Annotated in this window: 17 protein-coding genes; 10 read left to right on the top strand and 7 right to left on the bottom strand. The window is 74.7% G+C overall.

Going from position 1 to position 19015, the window contains the following annotated elements:
• The first annotated feature begins 107 nt into the window (after positions 1–107).
• Positions 108–995: a LysR family transcriptional regulator gene (locus KIK05_RS30880; RefSeq protein WP_214414408.1), complete on the top strand. Its 888-nt coding sequence runs from the start codon at positions 108–110 to the stop codon at positions 993–995.
• Here KIK05_RS30880 and KIK05_RS30875 read toward each other — a convergent pair whose 3' ends face one another.
• Genes KIK05_RS30875 through KIK05_RS30860 form a run of 4 tightly spaced genes read right to left on the bottom strand, consistent with a single transcriptional unit; the run spans position 996 to position 5965 of the window.
• Positions 996–2597 (bottom strand): ABC transporter ATP-binding protein, encoded by a 1602-nt coding sequence (locus tag KIK05_RS30875; RefSeq protein WP_214414407.1) that lies wholly within the window; start codon positions 2595–2597, stop codon positions 996–998.
• Positions 2594–3412, bottom strand: coding sequence for an ABC transporter permease (locus KIK05_RS30870; protein WP_214414406.1), 819 nt, complete (start codon positions 3410–3412; stop codon positions 2594–2596). Before KIK05_RS30870 ends, KIK05_RS30875 begins: the two co-directional genes overlap by 4 nt.
• 34 nt (positions 3413–3446) lie before the next feature.
• Positions 3447–4421, bottom strand: a complete 975-nt coding sequence (locus KIK05_RS30865) for an ABC transporter permease (protein ID WP_250563751.1) — start codon at positions 4419–4421, stop codon at positions 3447–3449.
• Entirely contained in the window at positions 4406–5965 is a 1560-nt protein-coding gene (locus tag KIK05_RS30860; RefSeq protein WP_214414405.1) for an ABC transporter substrate-binding protein, read from the bottom strand. The genes KIK05_RS30865 and KIK05_RS30860 overlap by 16 nt, the downstream gene beginning before the upstream one ends.
• A gap of 262 nt (positions 5966–6227) precedes the next feature.
• Here KIK05_RS30860 and KIK05_RS30855 point away from each other — a divergent pair, with 262 nt between their 5' ends.
• The 7 genes from KIK05_RS30855 to KIK05_RS30825 all read left to right on the top strand — a co-directional run bounded on the left by KIK05_RS30855 (position 6228) and on the right by KIK05_RS30825 (position 13067).
• Positions 6228–7214, top strand: a complete 987-nt coding sequence (locus KIK05_RS30855) for a TauD/TfdA family dioxygenase (protein ID WP_214414404.1) — start codon at positions 6228–6230, stop codon at positions 7212–7214.
• Positions 7211–8224, top strand: a complete 1014-nt coding sequence (locus tag KIK05_RS30850; protein ID WP_308250186.1) for an ornithine cyclodeaminase family protein — start codon at positions 7211–7213, stop codon at positions 8222–8224. The genes KIK05_RS30855 and KIK05_RS30850 overlap by 4 nt, the downstream gene beginning before the upstream one ends.
• Positions 8221–9618, top strand: coding sequence for a type III PLP-dependent enzyme domain-containing protein (locus KIK05_RS30845; RefSeq protein WP_214414403.1), 1398 nt, complete (start codon positions 8221–8223; stop codon positions 9616–9618). Before KIK05_RS30850 ends, KIK05_RS30845 begins: the two co-directional genes overlap by 4 nt.
• 9 nt (positions 9619–9627) lie before the next feature.
• A complete protein-coding gene (locus KIK05_RS30840) occupies positions 9628–10659 on the top strand; it encodes a cysteine synthase family protein (protein WP_214414402.1) in 1032 nt (343 codons plus the stop codon).
• Positions 10660–10671: 12 nt separating this feature from the next.
• Positions 10672–12141, top strand: a complete 1470-nt coding sequence (locus tag KIK05_RS30835; protein ID WP_214414401.1) for an MATE family efflux transporter — start codon at positions 10672–10674, stop codon at positions 12139–12141.
• Positions 12142–12324: 183 nt separating this feature from the next.
• On the top strand, positions 12325–12666 hold the full coding sequence (locus tag KIK05_RS30830; protein WP_214414400.1) for a DUF3147 family protein: 342 nt from the start codon (positions 12325–12327) through the stop codon (positions 12664–12666).
• Positions 12663–13067, top strand: a complete 405-nt coding sequence (locus tag KIK05_RS30825; RefSeq protein WP_214414399.1) for a DUF3147 family protein — start codon at positions 12663–12665, stop codon at positions 13065–13067. The genes KIK05_RS30830 and KIK05_RS30825 overlap by 4 nt, the downstream gene beginning before the upstream one ends.
• Positions 13068–13082: 15 nt before the next feature.
• Here KIK05_RS30825 and KIK05_RS30820 read toward each other — a convergent pair whose 3' ends face one another.
• Positions 13083–14606 (bottom strand): DUF1349 domain-containing protein, encoded by a 1524-nt coding sequence (locus KIK05_RS30820; RefSeq protein ID WP_214414398.1) that lies wholly within the window; start codon positions 14604–14606, stop codon positions 13083–13085.
• 139 nt (positions 14607–14745) lie between these two features.
• On the opposite strand from KIK05_RS30820, the gene KIK05_RS30815 reads away from it, so the two are divergent.
• Entirely contained in the window at positions 14746–15408 is a 663-nt protein-coding gene (locus KIK05_RS30815) for a response regulator transcription factor (RefSeq protein WP_214414397.1), read from the top strand.
• Entirely contained in the window at positions 15405–16541 is a 1137-nt protein-coding gene (locus KIK05_RS30810; protein WP_214414396.1) for a sensor histidine kinase, read from the top strand. Before KIK05_RS30815 ends, KIK05_RS30810 begins: the two co-directional genes overlap by 4 nt.
• A 9-nt stretch (positions 16542–16550) precedes the next feature.
• On the opposite strand, the gene KIK05_RS30805 is transcribed toward KIK05_RS30810, so the two are convergent.
• Together KIK05_RS30805 and selB are read right to left on the bottom strand one after the other, a co-directional pair.
• Positions 16551–17198, bottom strand: a complete 648-nt coding sequence (locus tag KIK05_RS30805; RefSeq protein ID WP_214414395.1) for a class I SAM-dependent methyltransferase — start codon at positions 17196–17198, stop codon at positions 16551–16553.
• Positions 17199–17243: 45 nt separating this feature from the next.
• Complete coding sequence (gene selB, locus KIK05_RS30800; RefSeq protein ID WP_214414521.1) at positions 17244–19001, bottom strand: selenocysteine-specific translation elongation factor; 1758 nt, start codon at positions 18999–19001, stop codon at positions 17244–17246.
• Positions 19002–19015: the final 14 nt, after the last annotated feature.

The following is a 19015-nucleotide window of genomic DNA, read 5'->3' as shown; positions in this document are numbered from 1 at the left end:
GTCCGCGGTGCCTCGCCCGCGGCTTCTGAACGTCATCTTCAGATTCCCGCCGACCCCAGTCAATTCCTGGATTTCCTTGGGCACACCCCAGGGATACCTTGGGGCATGTGACTCTCGACGACCTTCGCGTCTTCGTCGCCGTGTACGAGGCCGGCAACCTCAGCGCCGTCGCCCGCGCCCTGTCCCGCACACAGTCGGCGGTCAGTCAGCACGTCAAACGGCTCGAACGCGAGACGGGCCTGCCGCTGATCGAACGCCGGCCGCGCGGCGTCGTCCCCACCCAGGCGGGGCGGATCCTCTACCAGGCGGCCCTCGGAGGGATCGCCTCCCTGGACACCGCGATGCGCCGGCTCGCCGAGCTCCGCGACGGCGACGGCGGTACGGTGGCGATCACCACCGGCGGCGTGACGGTGCGCCATTTCATGGCCGACGCGATCATGGCCTTCCGCCGCCGTCACCCCGGCGTCACCCTCGACTTCCGGTCGGCGCACTCGGCCCGCCGCTGCGTCGAGCTCCTGCACGGCGGCCGGGTGGACCTGGCGTGGATCACGCTCGGCGAGCCGCCGCCCGGCATCCGGCAGCGGCCGGTCCTCGACCTGCCCTGGGTCCTCGTCGTCCACGTGGACGATCCCCTCGCCGCACGGGACGTCATCCATCCCGAGGACCTCCCGGCCATCCGCCACATCGCCCACCCGGAGAACTCGTCGTCCCGGCAGCGGCTGGAGGACGACTTCGTCCGGCTCGGCTTCAGTCCTCCGGCGCCGGTCGGGGTCGCCGACTGGGACACCGCGGTACTCCTCGCCGAGCTGGGCATCGGGCACGCGATCCTCCCGGCCCTGCCCCGCCTGGCGCTCTCCCCCGGCAGCCCGGTGCGGGCCGTTCCCGTCCCGTGCCTGACGCCGCTCACGGTCGGCTGGGCCGTCCGTGAGTGGAGCGCGCTCTCGCCGCTCGCCGTGGAGTTCGCCGACCTCGTCGCGGCCGGCAATGCCAGATGATCACCCCCTTCCCGATCGGGGGGACGCGAGAACGGGCGCCTGGGAGAGCAGGGCGCGGGTGGCCGCGTGCGACGGCCGGGCCAGGACCTCGGCGGTGGGGCCGGACTCCACGATCCGGCCCGCGTCGAGGACGGCGAGAGCGCCGGTCCGTGCGGCGATCAGCGGTATGTCGTGGCTGATCAGGACGAGCGTCAGCCCGTGCCGGTCGCGCAGGCCGAGCAGAAGGTCCATGACCGCCGCCGCCGTGGCGGGGTCGAGCGCCGAGGTGACCTCGTCGCAGATCAGCACGTCGGGGCCCACGGCCAGTGCCCGCGCGATGGCGACCCTCTGACGCTGCCCGCCCGACAGCTCATGCGGGTGGCGCCCGGCGTACGCGGCCGGCAGGCCCACCTGTTCCAGGAGCTCCGCCACCCGGGCCGGCACCTCAGCGGGCGGGCAGCGCCGGTGCAGCCGCAGCGGCCTGCCGATGGCGGCGCCGGCCGTCCGGCTCGGGTTGAGCGCGCCGAGCGGGTCCTGCGTCACCAGCTGGATCCTGCGGCGCTGCTCCCGGTCGCGCCCGCGCAGCCCTCCCGCGAGGGGGACGCCGTCGAGGCCGACCGTGCCGCCGGTGACCGGTAGCAGGCCGACGACGGCTCGCACGAGCGTCGTCTTGCCGGCCCCTGAGGCTCCGGCGATGCCCACCGAGGAGCCACGGGCGACGGTCAGGTCGACGCCGCGCAGCGCCGGCACGCCCCCCAGCGTCACCTCCAGGCCGCGCACCTGGAGAAGGGCCACGCCCGGCTCGTACGGCTCGGCGGCGGGCCGCGAGATCGCGGTGAGGTCGCGGGCGGCGGGCGCGCGCCCCCCGTACGCGGCGGCGGACCGCGCGTCCCCGCCTGCCCGCAGCCCGGGGACGACGCGGGGCCGGGGCGCGGCGGCGCCGAGTTCCACCACGTCGTCCGCGAGACGGGAGACCAGGCCGGCGTCGTGGCAGGAGAAGGCGACCGCGAGGCCGCGCACGTGGGCGAGATGGAGCAGCAGCTCGCCGATCTCCTCGCGCAGCGCGGGGTGCAATCCCGCGGTGGGCTCGTCCAGCAGGAGCACCTCGGGGCGGCGGGCCAGGGCGCGGGCGAGGGCGACCCGTCGCTGCTGCCCGCCCGACAGGGAGCCGGGCCGCCTGCGGGCCAGCCGTTCCCCGTCGGCCAGCCGGACCTCGGCGAGGAGTGCCGCCACGGCGTCCCCCCGGCCGCGGTCGGCGGCGAGCTCGCGGACGAGGGAGCGGACGCGCATGCGCGGGTTGAGCCCCGAACCCGGATCCTGCCCGACGTAGGCGAGCCGCCTGCGGCGCAGATCGCGGAGCCGGCGGTCGCCTCCCTCGGCGAGGGCGAGCACGTCGTGGCCGAACGCCTCCACGCGGCCGGCCACGCGTGCCGTACCGGGAGGAAGGTGGCCGGTGACGGCCCGCAGCAGGGTCGTCTTGCCCGCGCCGGAGGGCCCGGTGAGCGCGACCAGCCGGCCGGGGGACAGTTCCAGGCAGGCCCGCTCCAGCAGCGGACGGCCGTCGAGGGCCGCCACGGTGAGCTCGGACACCCGGACGACCGGGGCGCGGAGGGGGCGTTTCACAGGATCTTCACTGCCTTGCGGCCGGACCGCGGGATCAGGGCGGCGGCCGCCAGGTTGACGCTCATGGCGAGCAGCCCGACCGCGGCCCCGGGAGCGACCACCGCCCATGGGTTGAGCAGGATGCCGGGCCCGTTCTCGCGGATCATCAGCGCCCAGTCGGGGGCCGGTGGCTGCGGCCCGACCTGGAGGAACCCCGCCGTGGCGACGACGTACACGGCGGCGACGAACCGCAGCCCGAAGAGGGCCAGAAGGGTGGAGCGCAGGTTCGGCAGCACGTCGCGGACGACCAGGTGCCACAGCCGCTCGCCGCCGGCGGCCGCGGCCTCGACGTGACCGGAGGCCGCCACCGGTGCCGCCGCCCCCGCCGCGAGCCGCACCGCGTAGGGCACCCCCAGGACGACGGCGGCGGCGACGACCGCGAGCCTGCCGCCGTCCGGCCAGGACAGGGCGATGAGCAGAATCCCGAGCACGGCGGGCAGCAGCATCAGGACGTCGGCCACGCGCTCGACGACCCGTCCGGCCACGGGCCGCAGCGCGCCGACGGCGCCGAGGAGCGCCGCGGCACCGGTGACGAGGACCGCGATGACCAGGGACGAGACGACGAGGTCGGCGCCTCCGGCCAGCAGCCGGCTCAGGACGTCCCTGCCGAGCTGGTCCCCGCCGAGCGGGGCCACGCCGTCCGGCGGGGCGTAGGGGGCGGTCACGGGGACGTCGACGGCGTGCGGCGCGAGCCACGGGCCCGCCAGGGCGAGGCCGGCCGGCAGCAGCGCGGGCAGCACCCGCACGACGGTCCGGGACACGTGGCGGACGGTCATCGGCGGCCTCCGGGCACCGGCCCGCGGCGCGGCCTCACCGTCGGCCTCCGGACATCAGATCGCGCACGGCGTCGGCCAGCAGCAGGACGCCGCTGATGACCGCCCCCGTCAGCGCCGTGACCCCGGCGACGACGGGGGTGTCGCGGTCGGTCACGGCTCCGGCGAGGACCGAGCCGATGCCGGGATGGTTGAAGAGGGTCTCGACGACGACGGCGCCGCCGAGCAGCATGCCGGTGGAGGTGGCGAGGCCGGCCGTGATCGTCGGCAGTGCGCCGGGCAGCACATGACGGGTCAGGACGCGGTGGGGCGGCAGCCCGTCGAGAACGGCGGTCTCCACGTGGGGGGCCCGCGCCTCGTCGGCGAGGGCGGCGCGCACGATGCGGGTGTTCCAGCCGGTCTGGGGGATCGTCAGGGCGAGGACGGGCAGCACCAGCATCCGCCATGAGGCCGGTGAGCCGTCCGCGCCGGTGATGGTGACGGCGGGCAGCCAGCCGGTCCACAGGGAGAACACCAGCACGAGGGCGACGGCCACCACGAACTCCGGCAGCGCGAGGACGGCGGTCGCCGAGCCGGAGACGGCCCGGTCCACCAGCCCGCCGGGCCGCAGCGCCGCCCAGCAGCCGAGCGCCAGCGAGCAGGTGGCGGTGAGCAGCAGCGCGAGCCCGCCCAGCGTCAGGGTGCCGGGGAACGCGCCGCCGAGCAGGCGGGCCACGGGTTCGCCCCGGGCGGAGGTGCCGAGGTCGCCGGACGGGAGGCCGCTCATCCAGTCCCAGAAGCGTTCGAGGACGGGCCGGTCCAGGCCGAGCAGCAGCCGCCGCCGTTCCAGGTCGGCGGCGCTCTCGCCGCGTCCGGCGGTGGCGGTGGCGGCGTCCCCGGGCAGCAGTTCGACGGTGGCGAAGACCAGCGCGAGCAGCGCCACGAGCGGCAGGGCCCGCTTCGCCGCCAGGACGGCGATCCGGCCCGGCACGAGCATGACGCGCCGCGCCCGGGGTGTCAGACCGCCAGCCATGCGCGCTCGAGTCGCACCCGGCCGTACCCCGGCAGCGTGGGCAGGTCGCGGACGGCGGAGGTGGCCAGGTCGATGCCGTCGGCCATGCCCCACAGCAGGTAACCGGACCTCTCGTGCTCGATCTCCTGCAATCTCCGCAGCAGCCGGCCGCGCGCGCCGGCGTCGGCTGTGCCGATGGCCTGCCGGTAGGCCGCGTCGAAGCCGGCGTCCTTCCACCCGGCCTCGTTCTGCCCGCTGCCCGACACCATGGTCTTGCCGGCGAAGAAGATCACCGAGTCGTTGGTGCCCCAGTAGGTGGTGTAGAGGTCGCCCTTGAGCCAGGTCTTGTCCCAGAACGTCCCGGACTCCTGCCTGACCACCTTGATGTCGACGCCCGCCTCGCGCACCTGGGTGGCGAAGAGGGTGGCCGACTCGGCCAGCCCGGCGATGTCCTCGGTGGTGTACAGCTCGTAGGTCCGGGAGGTGTCGAAGCCGGCTTCCTGGAGCAGCCGCCGGGCCGTGGCGAGGTCGCGGGCGCGCTGCGGGATGTCGCGGGCGTAGGCGGGGTCGCCGGTGCCCATGATGTCGTTGGCCACCGAGCCGTACCCCGACAGGACCTGCCTGACCATGGCCTCCCGGTCCACCGCCAGCCGCAGCGCCCGGCGCACCCGCGCGTCGGCGAACGGCCCGTCGGCGGTGCGCATGACGATGGGCATCGCCATGTCGTCGGGCCGGCGCACCGTCCGGACGTCCGGACGGCCCCGGACGGTGCGCGCGGCCACGGCGCCGACGTTGGAGGCCAGGTCGATCTGGCCGGCGAGCAGGGCGTTGGCCATGGCCTGCGGGCTTTCGAAGATCCGCACCTCGATCGCGTCCAGGTGCACGGTGCCGCCGTACCAGCCGTCGTTGCGCACCAGGCGGGCGTTGCCGGCGCGGTACCAGTCGAGCCGGAACGGCCCGCTGCCGGGCGCCGTGCCGATCGCCTCGTCCGGGGTGTCCTTGGGGATCACGAAGGTGGTCAGCCGGGTCAGCAGCGGCAGTTCGGCGTTGGCGTAGTCGGAGACGAGGACGACGGTGCGGGCGCCGTCGGCCGTGATGTTCGCGGCCTGGATGCCGGGCAGCCGGGAGGTCCCGGCGGGGGTGGCGCGCAGGCGGCGCAGCGAGAAGACGACGTCCTGGGCGGTGACCGGTGAGCCGTCGTGGAACCTCGCGCCCTCGGCGAGGGTGAAGCGCCAGGTCTTCAGGTCGCCCGAGTGCTCCCAGCCGGTGGCGAGCCTGGGTGCCGTGGTGGTCCTGCCGGCGGGCACGGTGAGGGTGTCGTAGAGCAGGCTGATGATCAGATAGTCGCTCTCGTTGGCCTGGGTGCCGTGCGGGTCCCGGGTGACGGCCCCGGCGCGGCCGAGCGCGCCGACACGGAGGGTGCCGCCGCGCCGGGGCTCACCCGGCGCGGCGGGCGGGAGGGATCGGGCGGGCATGGCGTCACCGCCCCCTCCACAGGCGGCGAGCAGGAGGGCCGCGCCCAGGCCACCGCCCGCCCCCATGAGCCGACGTCTCGTCAGGTCCACCGATGTCCTCGCTTCGCAGGAGTTTGACGTTTCTTAGGTTTGCCTATCCTTATTTTTGCCCCCACGCAAGGCCGTGTCGCGAGATTGCGCAATATTTAGGTAAGGCTTGCCTAAGTGATCCGCGCGGGTTAGGTTCCTGCTCGGTCGCCGGAACGAGCGCGCTCAAGGACGAGGTCCCGCGCTCCCCAGGGCCTCTTCCGCCATGCCCGTACGACGGCGGACCGCGATCCCCTCCCCCGCACCCGAACGGATGGTTCACCGCATGGAACCCGGACCCACCCCCGTCCGCCCGCTCGACCAGGACCTGGCGGGAGAACTCCTCACAGCCGCCCGCACCCTGCTCGGCGACTTCGGCTCACCCGCCCACCCCGGCCTGCTCAGGAGGGCGCCGCAGGTGGCGGCCTCCCTCGGCGACGGCCTGCGGCACGCGTGCCGGCCGGTCGACACCCCCGACGGCCTGTTCGTCCTCCGCGGCCTGCACGTCGACGACGACACGATCGGCCCCACCCCACGGCACTGGTCGGCCGCCGGCGACGCCGCCGCCCTGTACGACGTGGCCCTGCTGCTGGTCTCCAGTGCCATGGGGACGCCCATCGCCTGGGAGGGACAGCAGGACGGCCGGTTCGTGCACAACATCCTGCCCTCGCCCGGCCACGAGGAGGAGCAGACCGGCGCGAGCAGCAGCGTGCTGCTCAGCCCGCACACCGAGGACGCCTTCCACCCGGGGCGGGCCCACCTGCTGATCCTCGGCTGCATGCGCAACCACGACGACGTCGCCACCACGGCCGCCTGCGTCCGCCGGACCAGGTTGCCGGAGGCCGATGTCGAGCTGCTGTCCCGGCCCGTGCTGCCGATCCTGCCGGACGACGCCTACGCCGAGGCCCAGGGGTATCCCGGCGAGCCGCCGGCCGTGCCCACACTGTGGCGGGCCGGGGACGGCCTCACGCTGCGCTTCGATCCCGCCTACACCCCGCTGGAACGGGCGCCGCAGGAGCATCGCGCCGCCTACCACCGCCTCTGTGACGAACTCGCCCGCGTGTCCGTGGCGGTGAGCCTGCGGCCGGGCGAGATCCTCGTCGTGGACAACGACGTCGCCGTACACGGCCGCGTCCCCTTCCAGGCCCGCTACGACGGCACCGACCGCTGGCTGAAGCGGACGTCGGTGCGGGTGGCGGGACGCCGTACCCGCCCGCCGGCCGAGCGGCACGAACACGGCTACGGCCAGGTCGCCGTCGAGGCGTTCGCGTGACCCGCCCCGATAAGGACGGCGTGTCCCCGGACGACCGAACATTGCGCGTCCTCGGCACCGGCGACCTGGCCGGCATCGACATCGGCCTCGCCGACGTCGTCTCCGTCGTGGAGCAGGCCTACCGGACCCTCGCAGACGGGCGGTCGGACAACCCGCGCAAGCTCACCGTCAAGCCCGGCGACGGGCACTCCGTGGCCTACGCCATGCTGGGCCGGGACGGGGTGCGCGACGTCGTGGCGATCAAGACCTCCTACAAGCACGGGCTCCAGGCGGACCGCGGCGAGCAGCGCTACTACACCACACTGACGATCTACGACGACCGGACCGGCCTGCCGGTGGCGATGATGGACTGCGGCCGGATCGGCTCGCTGCGCACCCCGGCGGTCTCGGCGCTGCTCGCCCGCGAGCTCGCCGCGCCCGGCAGCCGCCGCGCCCTGGTCATCGGCACGGGCACCCAGGGCCGGCTCGCCCTGCCGTTCCTGCTGACCACGCTGCCGGACCTGGAGCGCCTTGCGGTGTTCGGCACGCACCCGGACGGCATACGCGCGGTACGGGAGCGGTTGCGCGCGTACTTCCCCGAGCGCGAGGTGGAGGTCGTGGAGGACCTGCGCGCGGCGGCGGCCGACGCCGACGTCGTGGTGGCCACGGCGGGCCCGCGCACCCCCGCGACGGTCGAGGCGGACTGGCTCAAGCCCTCGGCGCTGTCGGTCCTCGTCGGCCACGGGCTCGCCCCCTCCACCCTGCACCGGGCGGACCGGATCGTCGCCACCAGCGCCGCCCAGATGCGGGTGACCGGCACCGACATGGCCGACGAGAACGGCCGGCTTCCCGACGTCGACGCGGAGTTCCCCGACGTCCTGGCAGGGCGCACCGCCGGCCGTACCGGCGACGGGCAGCGCGTCTTCGCCTACAACAGCGGCCTGGTCGTCACCGACATCGCCCTCGGGCACCGGTTCGCGCAGCTCGCCCTCGCCCAGGGCCTCGGCACGGAGGTGGACCTGTGGCGATGACGTTTCAGGCCGCTTCGCTTCCCGCGCACACCACCGGGCAGGTGCGGGCCCTGGTGCGCGGACGGCGCGGCGCGGCGTTGCTGCACGAGCTGGCGCACGCCTTCGGCGGCCCGTACCACGTGCTCCTCCCGGAGAGGTTCGACGCCAACGCCGCCGCCTTCCGCACCGCGTTCACCGAGGCCGGCGTGGACGGCCGGGTGTACTTCGCCAAGAAGGCGAACAAGGCCGCGGTGTTCGCCGAGCGCGCCGCCGCCGTGGGCCTCGGCGTGGACGTGGCCAGCGGCGGCGAACTGCGGGAGGCGCTCGCCCAGGGCGTACGCGGCCAGGATCTCGTGGTCACCGGCCCGGCCAAGCCCGACCGGCTGCTGGAGATCGCCGTCCTCCAGGGCGCGCTCGTCACCGTGGACGCCCTCGACGAGCTCGACCGCGTCATCGCGCTGGCGGCCGCGCTGGACCGCCCGGCGCGGCTGCTGCTGCGCCGCCTGCCGCCGGCGCAGCCGGACAGCCGCTTCGGCATGGACGACCGCGAACTGGACCTCGCGCTCCCGCGCTGCCGCTCGGCGGCGCCTCTGGTGACCGTGGAGGGCTTCGCCTTCCACCTGCCGGGGTACGACGTGCGGCCGCGCGCCGACCTCGCCGCGGACTCGGTCCGCCTGTGCCTGCGGGCCCGGCGGATGGGGCTGCGGTGCGACAGCGTCAGCATCGGCGGCGGCTTCGCCGTCGACTACGTGCCGGCGGAGGACTGGCGGCGGTTCGACCCCCACGAGCCCCGGCACTACCACGCGGGCAGGACGTTCCCCGGCTTCTACCCCTACCACTCCCCGACGGCCGGGGCCGGGGCCTTGAGGGCGATCCTCGCGGCGACGCCCGAAGGCGAGGACCGCACCCTGGCCGAGCTGTCGCGCTCCTCGGGGGTACGGCTGCTGGCCGAGCCCGGCCGGGCGCTGCTCGACCAGGCGGGCTTCACGGTCTTCACCGTGCGGGGCGTCAAGCCGCGTGATGGCTACGCGATCCTCACGGTGGACGGCACCAGCCTCAGCCTGTCCGAGCAGTGGTTCAACAGCGAGTACCTGCCCGACCCGGTGCTCGTGCGCCGCACTCCCCCGGACGACGCGCGCACCGGCGCGGACGCGCCGGGCCCCGGGCCGTACCCGGCGTGCGTGGGCGGCGCCACCTGCCTGGAGTCCGACATGGTGACCTGGCGCAAGGTCCCCTTCCCCACCCCGCCGGCCGCCGGGGACCTGCTGGTCTACCTCAACACCGCGGGCTACCAGATGGACTCCAACGAGTCGTCCTTCCACGACCTGCCGCTGCCGCCGAAGGTCGTGGTCACCACCCCGTCCGTCCAGCCCGTCCCGCACGGCGTCCGCTGGCGCCTCGACCGCCGTCCCTAGGGAGTCGCGATGCACGACCCGCTCCGCCGTCCCGCCGTCGTGACCCGCGTCTCGGAGCTCATCGGCGCGACCCCGCTGTTCGAGCTCTGCCGCACCGAGAACGACAGCCGGCTGCTGCTCAAGCTGGAGCAGTTCAACCCGACCGGAACCGCCAAGATCCGCATGGCCCGCCAGATGGTGCTCGACGCCGAGCACCGCGGCCGGCTGCGGCCCGGTGGCCGGATCATCGAGTCCACCTCCGGCAACACCGGCCTCGGCCTGGCCGTCGTCGCCGCCGAACGGGGGTACGGCTTCACCGCCGTCGTCGACCGGCACGCCTGCGCCGGCAAGCTGCGCGGCATGAAAGCGCTCGGGGCCGAGCTGGTGTACGTCGCCGAGGAGGGGAACGAGGAACTCGCCACCGCCGCCCGGGAGGAGCTCGCCGCGAGGATGGCCCGGGAGTCCCCCGGCGCGTTCTTCACCGAGCAGCACGACAACCCGGCCAACGCCGCCGGCTACCACCCCGTCGCCCGCGAGCTGGACGCCGCCCTGGACGGGCGGATCGACGTGCTCGTCGGCGCGGTCGGCACCGGCGGCGGGCTGTGCGGGACGGGACGCGCCCTGCGCGCGACCGTGCCGGACGTGCGGATCGTCGGCGTCGAGCCGAAGGGGTCCATCGCCTTCGGCGGGCCCGCCCACGAGTACTACCAGTCGGGCACCGGCACGCCCGAGGGGGCCTCGATCGGCGCGCTGGTCGACTTCGACCTCATCGACGAGGGCGTGAAGGTGGGCGACGTGGAGGCGTTCGCGACCGCCCGGGTCGTGGCCCGCCGCACCGGCCTGCTGATCGGTGGCTCCGCCGGGGGCGTGGTGTACGAGGCCCTGACCCGGCTCGCGTCCCTGCCTCCCGGCGCGACCATGGTGGCGCTGGTCAACGACGGCGGCGAGAAGTACATGGACACCGTGTTCGACGACGACTGGATGCACGCCCGCGGCCTCGTCGCCCCCGAGGTCGAACGCGAGATCGAGGAGACGCTGATGAAGTTCCGCCGGACGTTTTAGGAACCCGACCTCATGCCGACCACCCGCTCCCGCCTCCCGGTCACCGTCTCCCGGCTGCTCGCCGACGGCCGCGCCCTCGCCGGGCTCGCCGTGCCGCTCGCCCTGACCCAGCTCGCCCAGGTCGCGCTGACCACCACCGACACGGTGATGATGAGCCTGATGGGCACCCAGGCGCTGGCAGCGGGCGGCCTCGCCATCGTCGTCTTCAACCAGCTGCGCACGATGGGCGTCGGCCTGGTCACCGCCGTCGCCAACCAGATCGCCGCGGCCGCCGCCCACACCGGGACCGGCGCCGGCACACGGCGCGGCGCGGACGACGAGCCCCGGGACGGGGCGAGCCGTGCGTCCGGCGACGCGATCGCCGGGGAGGGGATCCGTGACCTCCTGCGCGCGAGCCTGCTGCTGTCCACGCTCGCCGGAGTCGCCGGAGCCGTGCTGATGATGCTGATCGGGCACGCGATGACCTGGTTCGGCCAGGATCCGCGGGTCGTCGAGGCCGCCGAGACGGTGCTCTACGCCATGGCGCCCGGCCTGCTCCCCTGCCTGTGGTTCCAGGCGGTACGGCAGTTCACCGTCGGCATGCGCCGCCCCCAGGCGCTGCTGCGCATCACCCTCGCCTCCGTCGCCGTCAACGCGGCCCTCGACTGGGGACTGATCCACGGCACCTGGATCCTCCCGGAGCTCGGCCTGCCGGGCATCGGCCTCGCCACGACCCTGGTCCACCTGCTGTCGTTCCTGGCGCTGTACGCCTCCGCCCGGCGCGACCCTCTGCTGGCCCCGCTGCTTTCCCTGCGGGCCTGGAAGGCCCGGAAGGCGACCCTGCGCCGCCTGATCGGCCTCGGCGTCCCGGTCGCGGCGACATACGGGTCCGAGGCGGGGTTCTTCTCGGTGGTCGCGCTGCTGGTGGGCACGTTCGGCCCCGCCGCCCTCGCCGCGCACACCGCCGTCAACCAGCTCGTCTACATCGTCTTCCAGATCGCCGTCGGCCTGTCCCACGCCGCGTCCATCGGCGTCAGCCGCGAGCTCGCCCTGGACGACCGGAAAGCGGCCCGGCGCCTGAAGAACACGGCTCTGGCCTGCGCGGCGGCCGTCACGGCACTGGTGGCCGTCCTCTACGTGGCCGCTCCCCGGCTGGTGCTGGCCCCCTTCTTCGGCGGGCACGACGAGGTCGCCGCCGGAGTCGCCGTCCGGCTCCTGCTCGTCGCCGCCGTGCTGCAGTTCTTCGACTGCGCCCAGAACATCGGCGTCGGCCTGCTGCGCGGCCTGGACGACACCAAGGGCGGCTTCCGGATCACCCTGGCCGGCTACTGGGCGATCGGGCTCCCCGCCGCCGTGCTCCTCGGCTTCGCGGCGGACCTCGGCATCCTCGGCGTCTGGTTGGGCCTGCTCGGCGGCCTCGCCGCCACGGCCGTCCTCCTCCTGCGCCGCTTCACCCGCACCCTTGCCCGCTCCCCGCACGCGGCCGCCCCGGCCACCGCGTGAAGGCCGGGGCGGTTCGACGGCTCTGTTCGGGACGAACGTCCTCGGCGTGGTCCGCGTCCCCCGGTGACGGCCGCCAGGCCGGCAGGCATGACGGGGTGGACGCGGGGCATCGACGATCCATAGTCCGCCGGTCGTGGCACGGCAGCCGGCCGGCGGGGACCGCGATGCTTCGGGAAGGTCGCCATGAGCCAGGTGTTGTTGATCGCTGTACGTGGGGTGTTCGGGGGCCTGCTGGTCATGGCCTTCGCCATGATCGGCGAGCTGGTGACTCCGAAGCGGTTCGCCGGGATCTTCGCCGCCGGGCCGTCGGTGGCCCTGGCCGGGATGATCGTCACGGCGCTGCATTCGGGGGACCGTACCCTCTCCGAGTCCGCGCTCGGCATGATCGTCGGCTCGGTGGCCCTGGTCGTGTACTGCGCCGTGGCCGTTCCCCTCGTGCGGCGCCTCGGCGCGATCGCGGGGTCGGCGGTCGCGGTCTCGGTATGGGCCGCCGTGGCGGGTGCGGGCTGGTTGCTGATCGCATGAGCGAGCAGGAGAGGATCCGGCTGCGGCCGTCGAAGCTGCGGGAAGTCCATCCCGGCGGCATGGCCCTGCGCTTCGCCTTCGGCGCGGCCGTCTCGGTGGTCGCCGGGATCGTCGGAGCGCTGTGGGGGCCGGTCGCCGGCGGCGTCTTCCTGGCGTTCCCCGCCACCCTGGCCGCCACGCTGACGCTGATCGAGGAGGAGGAGCACAGGCGTGCTCCGGTCGAGCAGGACGCCCGTGGCGCGGCGCTGGGCGCGGTGGGGATGATCGCCTTCGCCGCCGGCGTCTGGCTGCTCGCCACCCGGGTCCCCGCCGCGCTCGCCCTGGCGATCGCCACCGCGGCCTGGGCGATCGTCGCCGCCGGCCTGTACCTGGCCCACCGCGCCCACCGCCGCGCCGGATGAGCTCGGCCCCGCACCTCAGCGTGGCGCTTTCCTGCGGTGTACGGCCATCGCCGCCCCGAAGGCGAGGGCCGCGTACCCGCAGGTCACGGTCAACCCCGCCCATGGCGGGAGCGGGTAGTGACCCACGAGCAGCGACGGGCCGACGTCCACATGCGCGAACGTGGGGACGCTCTGCGTGACCGCGAACCCGGCCGCAGGAGTGATCAGCAGCAGCCATGGGGCCAGACCCGCGGTCGCCAGCAGGTAGGGCACGACGACCAGCGCGATGGCCAGCCCGATGGCGACGACGCCCCACCTGACCAGCGCGGCGAGGCCCAGAGCCAGCACGGCGGCGGCCGCGGTCAGCGCCGCGTAGCCGACGATCACCCGCGACTCGGTCCCCAGGGTGATCGGCTGCACCGGGTTCCGGTTCGCGCGCACCATCGCCAGGCCGACAGGGACCACGACCCCCGAGGACACCAGCCCCGCCACGAACGCGACCGCGCCGACCACCGCGGCCCTGGCCGCCAGCAGGCGCGCCGGATGCGGCGCGACCGGCAGGCCGGTCCCGACCGGCGCGCGCCGGCGTTCCGCCGTGACGAACGTGACCGCCACCACGAGCACCGGGATCAGCCCCACGGCCCCGCCGATCAGCATGAGGTCGGCGCGCACACCGCCCTCCACCGTGGCGGGCCCGATGTCACCACCCCCGGTCACGATGAGCTTGCCGCCGGACTCGACGACCCCGCCCGGGTGATGCGGTGTCCTGCCGTCGGACTCCAGGACGACGCCGACGTCGTCGTGGCGCCACGGACCGTTCGCTCCCTGCAGCGTGATCTGGTCGAAGGTGGCGGTGGCCTGGGCGAAGGCTTCCGCCGACTCCCACAAGGCGCCGGGTGAGGTGGCGAACAGCCCGATCTCGACCTTCTCCGGCAGGCCGGCCAGCTTGACCGTGCCGACCTCGGTCCACGTCTTGCCGTCGTCCGACTCGTAGCCGGTGACGGTGCCGCCCGACCTGGTCAGCCGCAGCCACTGGGGGCCGTCGTGCGGACCGCCGGGTACGTCGTGGACGTAGTTGTACTGCATCCGCACGCCGTGATCTCCGGTGAGCATGACGGCGGCGTACGGTGTGCCCTGCTTGAGGCTCTGCCTGACCAGGAGCCCGGCCTTCGCCCACGGCACCACCCCCTCCACGACGTTGCGCACCCCGGGTACGGCGTCCGGCAGCCGGATCTGCCCGGTCATGTCCGACACACGGGCGGTGATGCTGCCGTTCCCCTCGAGCGGCTGGTGCACGAAGTAGTACTTGTCCGCCACCGCCGTGCCATCGGGTCCCAGCAAGGGCGCGGGGCAGGGGCCCTCGCCCTTCCCGGTCACGCACGTGGTGCGGACACCCCCGGCGATCAGCAGCCCGAGCGACACGGTGACCAGGACGGAGGCCGCCACGGCCAGCACCCGGCCCCACGCGGTGCGGAACCTGGTCCACTCCGCGTGCAGCACCTGGGGGAAGCCGTCCTGCCCGGCCCGGCGGCTGGATCGGCGAGGCGTGAATGCGTTCATGCCGACGGTTGTACGGGGCACCCGGTTCCAGCCGGGTCGCGGCCGCCGCGACCCGGCTGCGACCGGGGATCTGGCATCGTTGAGGCATGGCACCTGAACCCGGCCGCCCCTCCCGTACGACGGCCGGCGGCGAGCGGCGGTGAGGGTCCTCGTCGTCGAGGACTTCGAGATCCTCGCCCGTTCCATCGGAACCGGGCTGCGCCGCGAGGGCATGGCCGTCGACGTCGTCCTGGACGGAACCGCCGCCCTCGACCGCCTGGCCGTCACCCGCTACGACGTGGTGATCCTCGACCGTGACCTGCCCGGCGTCCACGGGGACGAGATCTGCCGGCGGCTCGCCCACGGCCGCTGTGAGACCCGCGTACTGATGCTCACCGCCTCCGGCACGATCGAGGACCGCGTCGACGGGCTCAGCCTCGGCGCCGACGACTACCTGCCCAAGCCGTTCGCGTTCGCCGAACTGGTCGCCCGCGTCCGTGCCCTGGCCCGCCGCGCCACCCCGCCGCTACCGCCCACCCTCGCGTGCGGGGACATCACCCTCGATCCGGCCCGCCGCACCGCGTCCCGGGCCGGCCGGCGCCTTGACCTGAGCCCCAGGGAGTTCGCCCTGCTCGAATGCCTGCTCGCGGTACCGGGTGTGGTCATCTCCGCCGAGGAACTGCTCGAACGCGTCTGGGACGAGGCCGCCGACCCCTTCAGCAGCGCCGTCAAGCACACCATGCACCGGTTACGGGCCAAGCTGGGCGCCCCGCCCGTGATCGAGACCGTTCGCGAAGGCGGCTACCGCATCGGATCGTCGTGACCGCACAGCGACTCGCCGCCAAAAGGTCCTTGCAGAAGCGGCTCGCGCTCGCCTACGCGGCGGGCATCTACGCCGCCGGGGTCTTCGTGCTCGTGTTCGTCGACGTCCCGCTCGCCGGCATTTACGCGGCCCAACCCGTCGGCCGCCCCTCGTCCAGCGCGATCACCGGAAACGGGTCCGGGTCCGGGATCAGCCTGCCCCAACTCCTCGCGGGGTCCGCCGTCGCCCTGGTCGTTCTGATTCCCGTCGCCCTGGCTCTCGGCTGGTTCGTCGCCGGCCGGTTCCTGCGTCCGCTGCGTGCCATCACGTCCACCGCCAAGGTCATCTCCGCCGGCGACCTCCACCGGCGCCTGGACCTCGGCGAGCCCATGGACGAGCTCACCGAACTCGGCCACACCCTTGACGACCTGTTCGCCCGCCTGCAGGCGTCCTTCGACGCCCAACGTCACTTTGTCGCCAACGCCTCCCATGAGCTGCGCACCCCTCTCGCCGGCCTGCGCACCCTCCTCGAAGTCGCCCTCGCCGACCCGGATGCCGACGCCGACTCCCTGCGTTCGGCCTGCCAGGAGGCCCTCGCTCTCGGCGGGCACCAGGAGCGGCTCGTCCACGCACTGCTCGCCCTGGCCACCAGCGAGCGCGGCGTCGCCCGCTGGGACACCCTCGACCTCGCCCGGCTCGCCGAAGGAGTGCTCGCCTCCCGCCGCCGGCAGGCGACACAGAAAGGCATCGACCTCGCCGGACACCTGACGCCTGCGGTCACCGCCGGGGACCCGAAGCTGATCGAAAGCCTCGTCGCCAATCTCATCGACAACGCCATCCGCCACAACCACCGCGGCGGGCATGTCCGGATCACCACTCAGACCTCCGGCACCCAGGCGGTCCTCACGGTCACCAACAGCGGGCCGGTCGTCCCCGGCGACCAGATCCAGCGGCTCTTCGAACCCTTCCAGAGACTGGCGCGTGACCGTCACGGCGGCCGCGACGGCCACGGCCTCGGCCTCGCCATCGTCCACGCCGTCACCCGAGCTCACCACGCCGCCCTCACCGCCGTCGCGCGCCCCGAGGGCGGCCTGTCCATCACCGTGCGGTTCGCGTCTCAGAGGGTGCCATCGACGGATCCGGGCGCCCCGTGACCGGGGGCGTCAGTGGGGACGGTGGGCGGAGAAGAAGGCGATCGCGCCGTCCCTCTCCACGGTGATCCGGTGCAGGCCGGCGGCGGTCAGCCAGGAGGTCAGGGCGGCCGCCGTGTCCACGTGGCCGAAGGTGCCCGTCCGGCGCAGGACGCGTATGGCGGCGTCCTGTCGCCGGCCGCTCCCCAGCACGATCGCGGTGCCACGCAACGTGCCGCCGGGCCGCAGGACGCGGGCCATCTCGGCCAGCGCCCCGGGCGGGTCCGGGAAACAGTGCAGGCCGAAGTAGCTCAGGCAGAGGTCGAACGCCGCGTCCCGGCAGGGCAGGGCGGCGACGCTCCCCTGCGTGAACCGGACGCCGTCCAGCCGGCGCCGCCGCGCGTTCGCCCGCGCCCGCCGCAGCATCACCGGTGACAGGTCGAGCGCGAGGTAGCGGAGCGGTCCGCGGCCCTCCTGCCCCCGGAACGCGACCCCTCCCCCGCACGGCACGTCCAGCACCGTGGCCGTCCCGGCGAGGCCCCGCAGGTCGTCGATCTCCCGGTAGAAGCGCCGGGCGTCCGCGCCCCACAGCAGTCTGGCGCCGAGAGTGGCGAGCCGTTCGTGTTCGACGCCGAAGTCGTACACCACGGGCGTCACCAGGGCCCTGCGCCACCGGGTCATACGGTCACCGCTCCCCGAGAGGAGCGGCGGGACGGGTCACCGACCTCATGGGCTTGCCGGGGCGCAGCGGCGCAGGCCCTCGCCCTCGCGGACGGTGAGCCGCAGCCTGTCGAGATGCTCCAGCAGGGGCACGGCGACGCGCCGGGTGGTGCCGAGCGCCTGGCGGGCCTGGCTGACCGTGAAGGGCTGCGGCAGCTCGGCGAGGACGGACGCGGCCTGGCGGTCGGCTCCGGGGAGGAGCACGACGCCGTCGCAGACCCGGAACAGGGCGCCCGCCCGGACCGCCGCCGCGATCTCCTTCGACCCGAGGCCCAGCGCGGCGAGCCGGTCGGCCTCCGGCGCGCGGAAGGGGGACTCGGTCAGCTCGGCGCGCAGCCGGGAGACGGCCGCCGCGACGGGTGCCGGCAGCGTGGGCGCGCCGATGACGACGCGGCCGTCCGCCACGGCGAGCGGCGGGCTGATCAGCGCCTGTACCAGGGCCCGGTCGGGCAGGTAGAGGGCCTGCCGGGCCGCCTCCAGCGGCATGCCGGGGTCCAGCGGGTGCCGGGCGCCGTAACCCTCCACGGCGAGGGCGAGGCGGTCCGGCATGCCCGCCCAGAGTTCCGGATCGGCGTGCCATTCGCCCGCCACGGGAGCGCCCGGCGGCGTCACTCCCATCGCGGCGAGCTGGGCGGTGGTGAGGAAACGGTGGGTGCGCAGCAGGGACGCCGCTCCCGGCGCGTCGGCGAGCCACGCGGCGCGTTCCCTGGCGGACCCCCTGCCCCCCAGGGGCGGCGGGCGCAGGTCGAGCACGGTGGCCCCGGCCAGTACGCGCAGCCGGTCGCGCGGCCGTCCGGGGTCGCGCAGCACGAGGACGTCACCGACGTGCAGCGGCAGCCGTCTGGCCAGCCGCAGCCGGACGACCTTCCCGTCGAGCGGCCGCACCTGGCACCCCACGGCCGCCGACCCGATGTGGGCGGTCACCTCGGCGGGCAGCGCCGTCTCCTCCAGGGACGGGGCGGCGGGCGAGAGGCGGACGTCCACCAGGTCCGTCATCGTCCAGCCGGCCGGGTCGATCAGGGCGGTCCCCCGGGTGAAGGAGCCGCGGACGTTCGCCGCGACCCGCGCCACGCCGGTCACCGACTCCACCTCCTCCTTGAGGCTCTGCAGCCCGCGGATCCTGACCGGGACGCCGTCGAGGCTCAGCTCGTCGCCCACGGCGACGCGCCCCGCCGGGAGGGTGCCGGTGACCACCGTGCCGCTGCCGCGCACCGTGAACGCCCGGTCGACCCACAGCCGTACGGGGGCCGACGGGTCGGGCGCGGGGAGCCGCGCCACCAGGCGGTCGAGCGCGGCGGTCAGGTCGGCGAGCCCGGCCCCCGTGCGTCCGCTGACCGCCACCGCCTCCACGTCGGCGAGGCCTCCCGCCGCCAGCCTCTCCAGCGCCTGGACGGTGGCGGGCCCGGGGTCGGCGAGGTCGGACCGCGTCACCGCGAGCAGGAGGTGCCGCAGGCCGAGGGCCTCCAGGGCGACCAGGTGCTCCTCCGACTGCGGCATCCAGCCTTCGTCGGCGGCGACGACGAGCAGGGCGGCGGGCGCCGGGCCGACGCCGGCCAGCATCGTGGCGAGGAACCGCTCGTGCCCCGGCACGTCGACGAACGCGAGCCGGGCCCCGGACGGCAGGGTCGTCCAGGCGTACCCGAGCTCGATGGTGAGGCCCCGGCGCCGCTCCTCCTCGAGCCTGTCGGGCTCCATGCCCGTCAGCGCCCGTACGAGCGTGGACTTGCCGTGGTCGACATGCCCGGCGGTGGCCACGACGTGCATCACCTGGAACGCCT

This window comes from Sphaerisporangium fuscum (assembly GCF_018531465.1).
Taxonomy (GTDB): domain Bacteria; phylum Actinomycetota; class Actinomycetes; order Streptosporangiales; family Streptosporangiaceae; genus Sphaerisporangium; species Sphaerisporangium fuscum.
Note: the sequence above shows the minus strand (reverse complement) of the source record. Positions and strands in the feature narration are given on the sequence as shown.